At 37.0% G+C, this 16,947-nt stretch carries 6 protein-coding genes; 1 reads left to right on the plus strand and 5 read right to left on the minus strand.

Annotation, left to right across the window (positions count from 1 at the left end):
• The 5 genes from GXM16_RS22525 to GXM16_RS22545 all read right to left on the minus strand — a co-directional run.
• On the minus strand, positions 1-5,240 hold a 5,240-nt coding region (locus GXM16_RS22525; protein WP_163396749.1), incomplete at its 3' end, for a beta strand repeat-containing protein.
• 483 nt (positions 5,241-5,723) lie between these two features.
• Positions 5,724-10,619 (minus strand): LamG-like jellyroll fold domain-containing protein, encoded by a 4,896-nt coding sequence (locus GXM16_RS22530; RefSeq protein WP_163396750.1) that lies wholly within the window; start codon positions 10,617-10,619, stop codon positions 5,724-5,726.
• A 301-nt stretch (positions 10,620-10,920) separates the two neighbouring features.
• On the minus strand, positions 10,921-11,742 hold the full coding sequence (locus GXM16_RS22535; protein ID WP_163396751.1) for a T9SS sorting signal type C domain-containing protein: 822 nt from the start codon (positions 11,740-11,742) through the stop codon (positions 10,921-10,923).
• A 374-nt stretch (positions 11,743-12,116) separates the two neighbouring features.
• Positions 12,117-14,645, minus strand: coding sequence for a T9SS sorting signal type C domain-containing protein (locus GXM16_RS22540; protein ID WP_163396752.1), 2,529 nt, complete (start codon positions 14,643-14,645; stop codon positions 12,117-12,119).
• Positions 14,642-16,084 carry a glycine-rich domain-containing protein gene (locus GXM16_RS22545; protein ID WP_163396753.1) on the minus strand — a complete coding sequence of 481 codons (1,443 nt, stop codon included), beginning with the start codon at positions 16,082-16,084 and terminating at the stop codon, positions 14,642-14,644. Before GXM16_RS22545 ends, GXM16_RS22540 begins: the two co-directional genes overlap by 4 nt.
• A gap of 305 nt (positions 16,085-16,389) precedes the next feature.
• Here GXM16_RS22545 and GXM16_RS22550 point away from each other — a divergent pair, with 305 nt between their 5' ends.
• Complete coding sequence (locus GXM16_RS22550; protein WP_163396754.1) at positions 16,390-16,848, plus strand: regulatory protein RecX; 459 nt, start codon at positions 16,390-16,392, stop codon at positions 16,846-16,848.
• Positions 16,849-16,947: the final 99 nt, after the last annotated feature.

Here is a 16,947-nt window from a genome sequence, read left to right on the forward strand (position 1 = left end):
GGAGAGGACCAATAGGTAAAATCGTAACGCTTCATCGGCTGGGAAGAACGCTTGTAGATGATCGGACCAGAGTTATTATTAACATTGTTAATTTGAACCAAACTAGCATTATTTTCAAATGTTAAAGAGCCATTAACCGTTACTTCATTGGTAATAGTTAATGTTATCCCTGATGGTACTGTAGCAACTACACCACTATTAATTGTTAAGGCACAACCTACCAAATCTGTCAAAAATGGCGAATTTGGACTTACTGAAGCAATTGTGACATTCATCGAAGCGTTTGGTGGAATCCCTCTACTCCAGGCATTACCGTTCCAGGTATTAGAATTATCAAAAATAGTGACTGTAGCCGATGCTGTCGAAGGACATCCATTTGAATTGGTTACTGTGAATATATAACTCCCAGCGGCTAATCCTGAGATAGTAGTAGCTGTTCCGGATCCTGATGTAACAACTGTTGCCGGTGTGCTTGCTATAGTCCAGCTCCCACTTGGTAAATTTTGTAAAACTATACTTCCTGTATTTGTTGTACAACTTAGATGAGTTATTGCACCTAATGTTGGCGCTGATGGGGCTTCGTTTACTGTTATTGATACACTATTACCATTTGCTGTACCACAACCATTGGTTGCATAATATCTAATTCTTTTTCCATTATCAGCAAAAGAAACTGTATAAGGAACTGTTAAGTTTGCATAAGTACCACCTCCAACAGCAGTTTCCAATTGCCAGCCAGAAGCCGTAACTGCAGAACCGTTTGCTGTAACCGTAGGAGCAGAAGGACTCAAAGAATCTCCTGAACATAATATAGATGGTGAAGAAATAGCGGCTATAGTAGGTACATTATTTATAGATGCAATGGCTATTGGTGTATTTACAGAGCAACCTGCAGCATCTGCATAATTTAATGTATAACTTCCTGAATCTAATCCTGTTCTGTTTAATGTCGTTGTAGCATCAGACCATGAAACATCCAAAACATTTACTTCTATATAATGAGCTGCGTTTACTCCTTCCCAAAGATCTACTGTTTTGGCGTATACAAGATTATTTGAAGCATCGAACAACTCTAATAACATATTTTGTCCTCTTTCCCAGCAACAATCACTCCTATTATGAATTCGTAAACGGTCAATATTTTTTGCCGATGCCAAATCTACTACAATATACTCCCCTGCAGTTGTTGGTGCGCTATGCCAAAAGCTATTTAAATAATTTCCGTCAATAGCACGTTGCGGTCCAAAGGTTGCAGTATTACTATAAGTTGAACTTGCAGAAGCTGTTGCTCCATTTGAAGCTAACGCAACATTATTCCCCGTGAAAATTTCAAAAGCCTCTACTTCTTCTATTTGCTGATGATCAGCATATTTTTGAGTTAATTTTATATAACGAATATTGGTTAAACCTCCTGAAAGAGAAGGTGAAATAGTTCCATTATTAGATGAAGGACAAGTTTCATCAACTTTGTTAGGGGTAATTACAGGTGTCGCATTTAATATTGCGGTTACCTCAAATCTGGTTGTACTTTCACAAGTAGTTGTTTGAGATGCGAAATAATGATTGCCATTTACTAAAGCTGTTGTTATTGGCAACTCAGATCCACCACTTGAGGCTGCATACCATTTTATTGTTGTTCCTGTAGCTGTAAGATTAGCTACTGTTGGCGAACTAATCCCACAAAATGTTTGCACTGCATTAGCTGTAGGCGCTGATGGTGCGGCAAGAACCGTTACTGTAGCGGAACCAGATAATGCTGCTGAACAAGTTGGTGCTGTCTGATACACTGCACTCACTAAATTATAAGTAAACGTTCCTGATATTCCTGCTGGAGTAGCAACTGTTGCTGAGGTATTGGCTCCTATATTTATGCTTGCATTAGTTCCATTAACAGTATAATTAACTGTAATAGGCAAACTAAGCGGATTTGTAAAAGTTATATTTGGTGAAGTTGTTCCCTGACAAACTGTGGTTGTGCCGCTTATTGTTGCTGCCGGTGTTGCACGTACAGTTACCGTAGCTGAACCAGACAATGGAGCAGAACATGTTGGTGCTGTCTGATACACTGCACTAACCAAATTATACGCAAAAGTTCCTGAAGTTCCAGTTGGTGCTGCTACTGTAGCGGTAGCATTTGCAGCCACATTTATTGTTGAGTTTGTTCCTCCATTAATGTTATAAGTAACTGTTATTGGCAAACTAAGTGGATTGGTAAAAGTCACATCGGGAGAAGCAACTCCCTCGCAAACTGTTGTTGTACCACTTATTGTTGCTGTGGGTGTAGCTCTAATAACAAATGTTGTTGGCGTTCTACAATTTGGACTTGAAGAACATGCTGCGTAAAAAGTTCTTGTTCCCACAGTATTAGTGTTAGCCAACCCTGATCCAGTAACGCCAACGGGATCGAAAGTAGATCCTGAACCTAATAATGTCCCTCCGGAAGAAGCTGTATACCAATCTATAGAACCTGGAAGAGTATATGTAATAGTGACCTGAATGTAATCAACATTTGCAGTAACAGTCCCGCTATCTCTGGTAATATTTGCGGATAAAGCGACACCAAAATTTGTTGCGTTTATATCAGCAGGATTCCAAGATGAACCCCATAAATCATTTGTTCCACCATAAGATGCAACATCATTTTGTGTTGTAACCCAATTTGTTGTTGTTAAACCTCTATTAGTAGAAGTAACTAACCCACTCTTTATTAAACTCACAACATTATCCCTAATATAATTAGAAGTGCTATTTGCTGAACCGTATCGATTGACCGAAACTGTGACACCGGTAATTGTAGCGCCAATTGGTATAGCAAATCCAAAATTTGTCGCTTGTAGATAATTTGTTGTTGTTGTACCATCAGAATTCCTTGATGCTGTTGTATTACTATTATCGTCTACGGTAATACGACCCGGATTTGACCATGCTGAAGTACCGACACCTGTTACAGTTGCTCCAGTTCCGGCATCTCTACTAGAACTTCCCGTAGTAGTACAACTTGTTGAAGAACTCAAAGATCCAGAACCTCCTGCACAAATAGTCACTCCTGTAGTTGTTGGTCCTGCCGAGGCCACCGTAATGGCATTCGAAGTTGCCGGACTTCCTGTTAAACAAGGGGAAGCATTAGAGGTCATTTCACAAGTAACCACATCATTATTTAATAGTAAAGTACTATTTGTATAAGTTGTCGAATTGGTTCCAACATTTACTCCATTTAATTTCCATTGATAAACAGGAGTTGTCCCCGGATTTGTTGGAGTTGCAGTAAACGTTACATTTGTTCCGGCGCAAACCGTTCCGGATGAAGCAGAAATACTTACAGAGGCTGTCAAAACCGGATTTACTGTTAATGTCACATTTTGAGTAAAAGCAGCAGAACAATTAGGTGTAGTACTAGTTACAGTAACTCCTGTAATTCGCAACTGCTGACCATTATTGGCTGCTGTTAAAGCTGCTGATGTGAAACTTGCTGTACCAGAGCCATTCGCAACAACACCTGTTATTGGAGTCTGGGCAACACTATTAATAGTATAATTTATTGTTGAAGTACTGTTTACTGGTAATCCTGTTAAATTTATCAAAGCTCCAGAACCAGCACAAACTGCTGCTGATTGTGCAGCACCCGTTAAGGTTGGTGCCGGATTTACAGATAAAGTCACATTTTGGGTAAACGCAGAAGAACAACTAGGAGTAGTACTGGTAGTAGAAACTCCTGTGATTCGTAACTGTTGACCATTATTGGCTGCTGTCAAAGCAACTGTACTAAAACTTGCTGCACCTGAAGCATCAGAAACGACACCTGTTACAGCAGTTTGTGCAACACCATTAATACTATAATTAATCGTTGAAGTAGCACTTGCCAGTAATCCTGTTAAACTGATTGTAGCTCCGGATCCCACACAAGCTGCTACTGGTTGTGATGCTCCTGTTAATGTTGGTGTGGCGTTAACAGCCAAAGTCACATTTCTGGAAAAACTAGTCGTACAGTTTGGGGTAGCACTTGTATTAGTAATACCTGTTATTTGCAATATTTGCCCATTATTGGCAAGTGTTAATACAGGCGTTGCAAAACTTCCTGCTCCGGAAGCATTAGAAATAACACCCGTAATTGCTGTTTGTGCAACACCATTGATAGTATAATTTATTGTTGAAGTAGTACTTGGCAGTAATCCTGTCAAATTAATTGTAGCTGCCGAACCTGCACAAACCGCAGTTTGGGATACAGGCTGTGATGCACCAGTTAATGTTGGATTGGGATTAATTAAAACACTACCATTCATTGGTGTAGTACAGCCTGTGGTTCCAGCTGTAGCTACCGATGTATAAATACCTGTAATACTTTGACTTCCAAAAGAAATAGCCGACCCTGTTCCTGGTACAGCGCTCCCTACAGCTGTAGAACCGTTACGATATAACTGATAATTAACTCCAATCTGCGAATTATTCAAACCAATAGTAGTAGAATTTCCTTCACAAATACTATTTCCAGTCATATTATAAGCTATCGGATTAGAAGTATTAAGAATTATATCATCCAAAAACCAGTCATCGCCTCCCCAAGCAAGACAGGATCCAATGGCAGTACTTGATGTTGTAGCTACAAACTCCAGATCTGCTGCCGTTGATAATGCCGGATTCCATGGAATTGTAAGTGTAATAGTTCCTTGTGATATTGTTATACCTGAAGTTGCACCACCAACCGTTAAAGGAAATCCAGTTTGGGTGTAAGTGGCACCATTAGAAGTCGTAACATTGGCTGTTGTTATTTGGGTATTTGGGCTCCCTACAGATCCGGCCACATTATTAATCGTCATATAAGTTACACCTCCTAATTTTATGACGAGTGTAGCTGTTGTAGGACAAGTCGACAAACGATTTGCATTTTGCCCTTTAATTTTAAAGGAAAGAGTTAACGAATTATTAATAAGCCCTGTTACACTTTGCCTTAATGATTGATCGATTGCACCATCTTTTTCAATATAAATTTCATTTGGTGCCCAGGTAGCTTCATAATACCAGCCTGTACCAGAGCCTCCAAGTGTCCATCCATTTGCGTTACCTGTAAAAGTTGAGTTAGTAACCACATTACATGTCTGCCCATAACTCATTTGAAATGCAAGAAAAACAAAAGGAAGCCATTTAGCATTATTGACGAATAAGTTTGTAGCTATGGGTTTTGGAATATTCTGATTTTGTTTTGAAGAAAATAAACGAATAAGAATTTGTAGTTTTTTAATCATATTTGGGGCGGATTAAATTTAAAAAGTAAACTTATCTTCTATTAAAATTGATTTCCTTAACTGATAATTAAGTAATCAAATAGCAATTTAATAGCTGCCCTAAACTTAATTTATTTTAGTTCTGTAGTTAACAGATTTATGTTCTGATAATCAAAACATAAGATTTAAAATCAAAAAATATAATTAATTTGGGGCTTAATTATGGAACAAAAATAATAGTTCTTAATCGTATTTTTAACAAAAAATAAAGAATTCGATAAAAGTCAAAAAAACACGATTAAAACACTAGTTTTTTGAATAAAAAAAATTTTTACAGGTAAAATCTTACTTATAAATTATAAAAATAATTACTTAAAAATGTTTCTTTTGACCTAATTACTTTTTATTTATTTTTAAAATCATTGATTAGTTTACCGAATATTTAAATAAAAAAATCCGATAAGTATAAATACTATCGGATTTTTTTTATTTAAACACAACTAACTAATAACTAAATATAATTTTTCGTGTCTGCTCACCATTATTCTCTAAAAGAACTTTTACAAGTAAAACCTGATCTGCAACATTTAACTGTCTGGAAAACTGAGTACTGTTTATTTTATCTTTTTTGTAAATCAATTTTCCTGCAATATCATATATAAAAATTTTATTAATAGTATCATTCAGAGAATTGATGTTAACGACTTTATCATGAACCGTAATAATCAAATTATTTTTATTATTTTCAACATCATCCGAACCCAAATTTGTATTTTGGTATTTTAAAACAAAACGGTCATCAAAAGTTCCGACTGCCGTTGTAAAAGTATAATCAGCTATTCTTAAATCATGAATAGCCTGTGTTAACCTGTCTTCAAGATATATCGGATGATTAGATAAAGTACCATCTGTCTGATTTATTCCTATAGTAAAATTACCTGCAATTGTGCTTTTATATCCCAAGGCAACAACATCTGTAATTTCAAAAGGCAAAGCCCTTCCCTGGATTACAAGTTTTTTGTCTTCATTGATACTATAAAAATCTACATAAGGATTTCCATCAAAAGTAATTCCGTCAAATTGATCTTCATAATTATCAGTTGCCCCTTCAATGTAACCTACTAACGTTTGCTTATAAGCTCCTTCATCATTACTTAATTCCAGCCATAAACGATGCTTTTCAACAGGTGTCGCTTTTCCGGGTTTGAAAAACTGATTGTTATTCCCTGGCACACGCATTCCATTTGTAAATGCAATTGTACCCGCTGCTTTTGAGGCAACGAAGAATGACTGTCCTGCAGCGATTTTTCCTGTTGGTTTTCTGCCCAGATCTAAAGCAGGATTGTCGTTGTGACCCGGGTCGCTTTCTGCGGACGTCCCTACTCCCCCAGTAGAGTTGTAAGAAGCATAATCATCTGTTGTATAAGCATATTTAGAACCAATTAGTCCAATTGGTGTATTATGCGTCCAAAAATAAATAGTTCCTTCTAAAGTTGTATTATTTGCGGATAAAAACAAATTTGCATCCAGAGCTGAAGCATATGGATTGCCTAACAAAAAGTAACGAGTTGCTGTAACAGCAGTTATTTCCTGACCAAAAACAGTACCATTATTAGGAACTCCAACAAATTGAAGCTGTTGAGAATAAGGAAAAACCACATTTTCACCATTACCATAAAGCCCTGCCTCAGGGGTTCTTATAATATAACCTTTTGTAGCTGTCATGCGGTTCGCTGGAAGCTCTTCTTCCCAAACATCCAACGTTGAATTATATGACAAATATTTATCAAATCTCGTATTTGGCGACAATACATTGAGTACCTGATCATCTATTGGAGAAGACCAATATGTAAAATCATACTTTTTCATAGGTTGAGAGATTCTCTTATATATAATATCTCCTGTGTTACTGACATCATTTGTCTGAACAAGACTTGCATTATTTTCAAAAGTTAATGTTCCACCCGTGGTTGTAACTGCATTTGTAATAGTAAAAGTGTGACCGGAATTTACTACAACTGAGACACCGGAATTTACTGTACAGGTACAGCCGCTTAAATCTCCCATTGAGCTATAATTACCTGCAAAAACAAGGTAATTATTAATTGATGGTGTAGCAGACCAAGAACTACCATTCCATGTTGATGTGGTAACGACTAAAGGATTCAGTACAATATTAGCTGAATTAGGAGAATAACATGCACCTGTCTTAACAGCAGCAGTAAAGGTGTTATTAGGTGCAAGATCGGATATGGTGACACTTGTCCCGCTTCCTGTATAAGTCTGACCTGTTGAAAATTGTAATGTCCATTCTCCCGCGGGAAGACCATTTAACACAACCCTTGCTGTTGGATTAGCGCATGTAGCCTGAGTTATTGTACCCACAGTAGGAGCTGAAGGACCTGTACTCACTAATATTAAAATGGTATTAGACGAAGTAGCCATCATACCACAGGCAGCATTTGCTGAACGTACCCTGTAATAATAAGTCGTATTAGAACTTAGTCCGGTAATAGCAGCACTTGTTACATTCCCTACATTTAAACTATTATAACCTGTAACAAAACTGGCAAAACCGGCATTTGTAGAAACGTCCAGAAAATATCCATTAGCCCCGTCAACAGCATTCCAGTTGGCTGTAAAACTAGTACATGATAAGGTCGCAGCTGCCGTTGCAACAGGAGTTTTGGCTTGCAGAGTTTGGTATTGCACTACATTAGAATTGGCACTTACCCCACAGCTTGTATTTCTCCGAACCCTGTAATATATGGGACCTGGAGGAACATTGGTCACGGCATAGGTTGTTACAGTCCCAACATTTAAAGCATTATAACCTGTAACAAAACTGGTAAAAGCAGCATCTGTGGCTACATCCAATATATAACTTGTAGTTCCTCCTACTGCATTCCAATTGGCATTAATAGTAGTAGTACAATTTGCACCTGTTCCTGCTGTTGCAACAACTTCTGCAGCTGAACCAACCGTAAAAACTTTAGCATTTGGACTACTCACACCGGTTAGTGCCACTGTAACCCTATAATCTCCAGGTGTTAATCCTGTTAAGTTTTTTGTAGTAGCAATAACAGTATTATTTCCTACTCTCTGCCAGGCATAGGTATAAGGATCAACCCATTCCGGTGTATTTACAAATGTACCATTGAATCCGGCAGGTATAGAAGTCAGAGTTGTTCCTGTACCATCATAGAAGTTATATCCTGCAATTATTCCAGGCTCAAAACCAGAATATACTGTAGGTCCAAAGGCAAGGCTCTGGATTCGAGATTCAGAGAGTGCAGTGCTGTAAAACGCTGCTTTTAAAATACTGCCCGTAAAAGTTTCTCCATTTGTATCAGAAAAAACCCGGCTTCCTATTTTGGTTGTAAAAGTTGATGCCCCATAATTCGTAGTATTTACTACACCTCCAGTTACCGGAACGCTGACACCATCTATATAAATCCTGATTCGGGCACCATCACCCGTGACTGAGACATGATGCCATGCTTCATTTCCTAATGTAGCCGGAGTAAACGAAGCCGTAACCTGACCAGTTGCGACACTCCATAATTCAAAAGTTGAGGGAGATGCAAAACCAAATTCTATAGCATTATTCTGGCCAAATAAACTCATTCTGCCTGTTATATCTGAGGCCTTAAACTTTATCCAGCCACCCATAGTAAAAGCCCCCCGGTTAGACATCATCTGACTTCCTAAGTCTATATAATCATTATCAGCAGCTACAAATCTTACACTGTTGTTCATATTGGTAATGGTTATGCTTCCATCACTAGCACTGGCACAAGAAGCTATACCTACAGTTCCGACAGGTTGTGGCAGCAAAGGAAAAATAGTCATCTCTGTGGTTGCAGTTACGCATCCTCCCACATTATAGGATATTGTATAGGTACCCCCCAAACTTCCTGTTAAGTTGACTTCACCCGTTGATGTACTCACAAAAGACAAACCTGGCGGGGTTGCCGAATAAGTACCACCAGTAGCTCCGTTTTGTGTAACTGCAACCGTACCAATCGATATAAAAGCATTCCCGGGATATGAAATTGATGGAGGAGGTGTAAATCTGTACACCTGTCCTGTGGCTGGCTTTGAATTAAGAGTAAATATGAATGAACTTGATGTGGTTGTAGGACTTGCACTAGTATTGTTAAGAAGCAAGTATTTTCCAGCCGCATCATATATACCTATAGTAGCCGACGGGTTTCGTAATGCACCAGCACCCTGTTTATAAATGTATTCTATAATATTACTTTTCTCATATAACCATATTTGAAAAGAAATGGCGTCGGTTGGTCCTGCATAATCCCATTTTTGCTTCGAAAATTCAATCTTAAAAATTCTGTTTGGTGCAGTACCTGATGTTGTATATTTTGGAATTACTGTAAGCTCAATATCATCCCACAACGCAAACAAGGCAGGCCTTATAAGGTTTGCATTAGAAATATTATTGGTATAATTTTGGGATGCCGTAATACTGGGTGATGCAAATGTGATCCATCCATTACTGGAAACCCTTATATTAGAATAAAAAGATCCTGCAAAGTTGAAGGTAAAGGGTAAGGCAACCGAACTCGAAAGTGCATCATCTGAACTTGCAGCTAAATTAGGTACATCTGTAGTTGACAATAAATTATCATATGTCCTTGAACTTGCAGAAAAACAGTAGTTATTAGCTTCTAATCCTTCCGCAACAGGAGGGCTAAATCTATATATTTGCCCAGTCGCAGGTTTTGAACTAATATTAGTTGTAAAAACATCTGATTGTGCAATAGGCGTTCCGCTGGAATTATTTAATGTCAAATATCTGCTTGAACCATCATATATACCTATCGAAGCACCACCTGAAGATGCAGTGTTTGCTGCTACTGCTCCCTGATTGTATAAATACTCTACCACATTCGTTGTTTCGAATAACCATACCTGAAACGAAATTACATCACCTGCCACTCCATTATTCCAGCTTTGCTGAATCCACTCTACCTTAAACCTTCTGTGGGGAGCAATTCCTGTCGTTACATAACGGGGTGCAACATTACATTTCAAATTATCCCATAAAGGAAATAAAATCGGTTTTCTCGATTCTGCATTTGCCTGAGTATTATCATTAGATTCAGCCGGGGTTGCTGCACCTAAATATATCCATCCATTAGGAGACACTTTTATAGAAGTATAAGCTGTTCCTGCAAAAGTAAAAGTAAAAGGCAGTGTAATCGCATTTGAAACTCCTTCATCAGCAGTTGCCGGTATTGAAGTATCGGTTACTCCGGCAACTCCTGTCAGAGAAATATAATTTCCCTGGATTGCTGTAAAAGTATAATTGCTTGCCGATTGTCCAAATGAATACACAAAAATTAAAAAGAGACCTACGGTAGTGTATATATTTTTCATTTTAATTTATATTAGGTTAAGTTTTTCCTATTCAATAAAAGTTGCCATAAAGTCCATTTATTTTTTATAAATTTTAAATTGGCATCATTAAAATGTGAGCTAAACTACTGCTAATCAATAGTAAATTTTAACTTGAATGAATTAAAGATTAGCTCAAAAAAAATATTCTTTTAAAGTAACAGCATGATAAATCATTATTTAAATTTTGATTTTAAATAAAAAAGGGCTGATTTATAAAACTTGAATTTTTACACAAAATCCGACAAAATAAGTGTGTCGGATTTTTGATAGTAGTAGTATTTCATTTAAATAGTGCTTTTTTAATAATGGATTTTCCATTTTCTAAAGATACTTTTACTAATAAAATTTGTTGCGCGGGAGGCAAATCCTGGATTATTGTCTGTTTGTCCCTAATGTTCTCCTTATTCGCTAGTTGCTGTCCGGAAATATTGTAAACAGAAATTTTATCAATATTCTCCGAAGTTGAATTTACAGAAATTATTTGATTTTTAATTCCGATTGAAACTACATCATTTATAGTTTCAAAATTATCTGTATTTAGTGTTTTATTCGTATATCTTAAAACAAATCTATTGTTAAAAACCCCTGTTGCAGTAGTAAAAGTATAGCCATTTTGTCTTAAATCATTAATAGTATTAGTTAATTTATCTTCTAAATAAACAGGATGATCTGAAAGCATTCCATCCACTTCGTCTATCGAAATAGTAAATTGGCCTTCTATAATAGTACGATAACCTAAAGGCACAGCATCAGATTCGCTAAAAGGTAATGCACGGCCCTGAATAACCAGATTACTACCCAGATTAATACTGTAAAAATCTATATAAGGATTTTTATCCAAAGTTATTCCGTCAAATTTACTGTCATATCCATTTGTAGCCCCTTCAATATAACCAACTAACAATTGTTTAAAAGCCCCTTCTGTATTTGTCATATTAAGCCAAATACGATGTTTTTCCAACGCAGTGCTTTTTGAAGTTGTAGATGATTCAAAAAATTGAATCTTGTTTTCAGAGATTGCATCATTAAATGCATTTGTTGCTGATTGTCCAAACGAGCATATACTCACCAATATGCCTACCGTAATAAAAATCGTTTTCATCTCAATTAAATTTTTTAAATGAATAATTCAGTTTTAACAAAAAAAGGCATCAAAAATTCCTTTATTCGTATTTTATCAAAGAGCACCCTTAAGATAATAATTTTTATTCAATAATCGTTAAAATGCAAAAAAAGTCGATGAAATACAGTTTGACAATTTATTCAACAAACCGAAATAAAACAATCACCTAAATATCAGTGAGATACAAACAAATATTAAAAACATAAAAGCTGAGCATATTATTAATTTTGAAAAAAATAAAATATTACTAAAAAACTTTTGTCAGTTTTTTTTTCTTATAAAAAAATCAAATAGTTTTTTTCCGCTGCTTTTTGAATAAAAGCCAAACATTTCGACATATCATTAGTAATTAACTATTCTGATGTCGTTATAATTTTTTTATTTACTATATGATTATCTGCTAAAACGATTTTAAGTAATAAAACCTCTTTTTTAAATTTGAGATTACTAATTACCACCTCAGAAGCTAAAATTTCTGAATCACTATAAACTAGTTTTCCTGATATATCATACACCAATACCTTATCTATAACTTCTCCATAAGAATGTAGTTTTATGCTCTCTTTATCAAGCCAAACTAAAACATTATTATCGTGTTCAAATTCAGTAGTATCTAATGTAGTATTAGTATATCTTAACGTAAATCTGTCATTAAAAACACCTGTGCTGCTGGTAAAAATATAGTCGTTTTTACTCAGGTCAGTAATCGTATGATTTAGTGTATCTTCTAAATAAACAGACTGATTACTTAATATTCCATCGGTCTTATCTATTGAAATTGTAAACTCTCCTGCTAAAATAGTACGATATCCTAAAAGCACTGTATCAGAATTATTAAAAGGTAGTGCACGCCCTTGGATTACAAGATTAGTGCCCAGATTAATACTGTAAAAATCTATGTACGTATTTCCGTCAAAAGTTATTCCATCGAAATCACTATCATACTCATTAGTCGCCCCATCAACATAACCAATTAATAATTGTTTAAACGCACCTCCTTTATTAGTCATATTGAGCCATAATCTATGTTTTTCCAATAAATCTGGTTTTGCTGTTTTCGCAGGTTTAAAAAACTGATTGTTATCCCCGTGAATTCTCATTCCATTATTAAACATTACAGTTCCGTTGGCACTTGCTGAGGCAAAGAAAGATTGTCCTGCTGCTATTTTGCCAGATGGAGAAGCTCCTCCAGAAGGCGCAGGCGCAGTTAATGTTCCCCCAACGCCATTATAAGTGGCATAATCGCTTGAGGAATATGCCGGTTTTGTACCCACCATTTGTACAGGAGTATTATGAGTCCAGAAATAAATAGTCCCATCTAAAATCGCGCTATTATTAGCATTTGCAAATAAAAAGGCGTCTGCACTAATCGCGGAAGGATACGGATTACCAATTAAATAATAATTTCCGGCTATTACCGACTGCCCGGAAATATTTCCATTATTAGGAATCCCAATAAACTCAACTTTCTGTGAATAAGGAAAAACAACATGTTCTCCATTAGGCCAGGTCCCTTCAGGTGGGGTTCTGATAATATATCCTATTCCGCCTGTCATAACCGATGCACCATATTGTTCTTCACGCCAAACTGTTCCCGTGTATGAAAGATATTTATCCCAACGTGTATTAGGCGATAAATTGTATAACGTTTGTCCGCCTACAGGAGATGACCAATAAGTAAAATCGAAGTTCTTCATAGGGGTTGAATTTCTTTTATAGATAATATTACCTGAATTTACTGCAATGGCATTATTCTGTACCAAACTGGCATTATTTTCAAAAGTTAACGTCCCTCCATTATTGACAACTGCATTTTGTATGGTTAATGTATCACCACTGTTTATTATAACATTAATTCCAGAATTCACCATGCAGGAGCATCCATTAATATCTCCTGATCCCTCTCCTGTCGAAGAATAATTTGAAGCAAAAACCAGATTTTGATTTATTGTAGGAACACCATCCGACCATCCGCTATTATAAGTATTAGTTACAAGGTTATTAATTACAACATTTGTTGAAACAGCAGAAACGCAACTTCCCGCATATTCAACTGTAAATTGATAATTTCCCGGAGCAAGATTGGTAATTGGATATGATGTGCCTGTACTCGTATACGTTGTGGATGCTGTACCGGTTTGTTTTATTAACCACGTAACTGAGGCTGGTAATCCATTTAAAGTCAGACTTCCTGTTGGAGTTGCGCATATAGCCTGAGTAACAGCTCCCGGTATTGGTGCAGAAGGTTTTGGTACAATAGTAAGTTGTATAGCCTGAGTGACAGAACAATTTGCATTCTGGATAGTCATCGTACCTGTATATGTATTGGCAGCAACATTAGCTGGTATAGCAATCGTATTTAAATTCCCTCCACCTGATGAAAAAGCAAATGAGGTAACACCCTGATTTGAAAGTCCCGCCGTATTGGCTGCTGCACTCCACACAATGCTATAGCTCACAGGAGTATTTGTTGTAGCCGTATAGGGCAAGGCGGCAGTTTGGGAACCAGTACTAAAACAAACAGGATTGATTGTTCCCGTTGTTGTAAGGGTTGGTAAAAGATTTACTGTGATCGTTGAAACAGCTGAATTTACTTCGTTACAAACTCCATTTTTAACAACTGCCCTAAACTGGGTAGTCTGTGTTAATGCTCCAGATGTATGGGTGGTCGTAGTATTGGATATATCGGTCCACACAGAAAAAGGACTTACTGCATATTGCCATTTCACTACAGATCCTGTATGACCCGTTAATGTCAGCAGACCGCTGGTGTTTCCACTACAAATAGCAGCAGGGGTATTAATAGACCCGCCAACACTTGTAGCATTGATGGTAATTTGTATCGGCTGGGTTGCAGAACAATTTGCATTCTGGATAGTCATCGTACCTGTATATGTATTGGCAGCAACATTAGCTGGTATAGCAATCGTAAGGGCAAGGCGGCAGTTTGGGAACCAGTACTAAAACAAACAGGATTGATTGTTCCCGTTGTTGTAAGGGTTGGTAAAGGATTTACTGTGATCGTTGAAACAGTTGAATTTTTCTCACCACAAGGCCCGTTTCCATTTTTAACGACAGCTCTAAACTGAGTGGTCTGCGTTAATGGACCAGACGTATATGCAGTTGTAGTGTTGGCTATATCGGTCCAGACAGAAAAAGGACTCACTGCATATTGCCATTTCACTACAGATCCTGTGTGACCCGTTAATGTCAGCAAACCGCTTGTGTTTCCACTACAAATAGCAGCAGGGGTATTAATCGTTCCACCGACACTTCCGGCATATACATTAATTGTCACTGCATTGCCAGTTGTAAAATCATTAAAGCAAGCTTCTGAGGTAAGCTTAGTTACTGTAATAGTAGAGCTGCCGGTCGAATTTAATCCTGTTGCTGTAAATTCTAAGGTACCTGCTATGTTAACGGTAGCATTAGCTGTTAAACTAGCACTTGGGTTAGTTGTAGTATAACTTACAACATAATCACCCACAGGCAATCCAGCACCGGTTAACCTTACTAAAGAAGTAGTACCTGAGCTAATGCAGACATCTGGTGCAGAAATACCTGTAAAACTATATGTTGGGCAGGTGTAAGAAATTTTTATCTGACCATTTGCGCCATTTCCACCTTTAAAATTAGCACCTAACAATCCTAATGCACCTCCTCCCCCTCCACCGGGTGAACTACCACTGTTTCCATTACCACCTCCAATTAATGTCATTCCACTGGCTCCAGCACCACCGCCTGTAACTGCTGCACCTCCATTCGCATCCAAAAGATTAGTAGAGGCATTATTCCCATTAGCCGCTGTTCCGGCACTACCGCCGCCGCCGCCGGAAGACAATACAGTTACTAGAATTGTTCTTGCCAATGCTCCTGCACCCCCCGAGTAATATGTTCCTGTTCCTGTTGAAGCGGCTGCTCCGGCACCACCAGCACCATTAGCTGTATTTCCATGTTTACCTCCGGATCCTCCAAGTGCAATTACAGTAGAAAAATTAGTTGATTCACCATTTGTACCGTCAGCTCCATTCACTCCGGCTCCTGCAGCACCAACTTTATAACTTAACGATGCCGCAGGAGTAACTCCAAATGTCGAAACCCTACTATATGCTCCTCCTCCACCGCCGCCGCCGCCAAAAAGAGAAACAAGGTTATTAACTCCTCCTCCGGCACCTCCGGCACCCCAACATTCAACATTTAAGGAAGTCACACCCGCAGGAATTTTAAAAGTACCATTCCCAGGTGTTGTAAAGGTGTGAGGCGGCTGAGCCCACAAAGAAGAAAAAACAAAAAACAACAAAAAAAGTAATTTTAGTCTCATAATAACAGAGTTTAAAGATTAAAAAATCAATGAATTCTTGGTATTATTTATGAGTGGTATTGAAAAAATGAAGGCTGTCAGAATATTGAGAATTGTCTGAAGCAACACTTTTTCTCAAAAAAATACATTATGATAAACAACTGAATTTAAGTCGCTTAAAATGGTAATATCTCAAATGTATAAAAAAAAAGAATTTTAATGTGTTAAATTTTCCTACTTTTTATATATAGAATAAAAGTTTTGTCACAATAATTTTAAATAAGCTATTTTTGTTTCCAGTTAAATTATTTTTCTTTTTTTAAAATATGACCATCAAAGAAGCTTTACAAAAACTAGAACATTTTTGTGCCTATCAGGATCGCTGCCATGATGAAGTTGTAACAAAACTATATGCTTTAAAAATGTCTCCCGAAGAAATAGACATTATTATTGTCAAACTTATTGAAGATAATTTTTTAAACGAAACACGCTTTGCCTGTAGCTTTGCACGTGGAAAACACCGTATCAAACACTGGGGAAAAATTAGAATTGTAAATGAACTTAAAACCAGGCACATATCTGCAGCAAACATTAATCTGGCTTTAAAAGAAATTCCGCCCGATGAATACGGAACAACATTTGATCAGCTATCCCAAAAATGCTGGGAGAATTTAACCGAACGAAATCCTTTAAAAAAACGAAAGAAATTTTGTGACTACCTGCTTCGAAGAGGTTACGAAAGCAATCTGGTTTATGAAAAGGTAAAAGAATTTGAACAAATTTGAGTGAGTTAATTGCTTAATGAATACAAAAAAATCCGATAACTTACGCTATCGGATTTTTAATCTTATTATTTCTGGTTTATTTAAAAATCACTTTTTTGG

This window comes from Flavobacterium limi (assembly GCF_010645075.1).
GTDB classification, from domain to species: Bacteria; Bacteroidota; Bacteroidia; order Flavobacteriales; family Flavobacteriaceae; genus Flavobacterium; species Flavobacterium limi.

What these genes read in the sequence shown, in the direction of transcription:
- GXM16_RS22530 (WP_163396750.1), bottom strand. Translation starts at nt 10,619, where the DNA reads ATGAAAAATATATACACTACCGTAGGTCTCTTTTTAATTTTTGTGTAT.
- GXM16_RS22535 (WP_163396751.1), bottom strand. Translation starts at nt 11,742, where the DNA reads ATGAAAACGATTTTTATTACGGTAGGCATATTGGTGAGTATATGCTCG.
- GXM16_RS22540 (WP_163396752.1), bottom strand. Translation starts at nt 14,645, where the DNA reads ATGACTATCCAGAATGCAAATTGTTCTGCAACCCAGCCGATACAAATT.
- GXM16_RS22545 (WP_163396753.1), bottom strand. Translation starts at nt 16,084, where the DNA reads ATGAGACTAAAATTACTTTTTTTGTTGTTTTTTGTTTTTTCTTCTTTG.
- GXM16_RS22550 (WP_163396754.1), top strand. Translation starts at nt 16,390, where the DNA reads ATGACCATCAAAGAAGCTTTACAAAAACTAGAACATTTTTGTGCCTAT.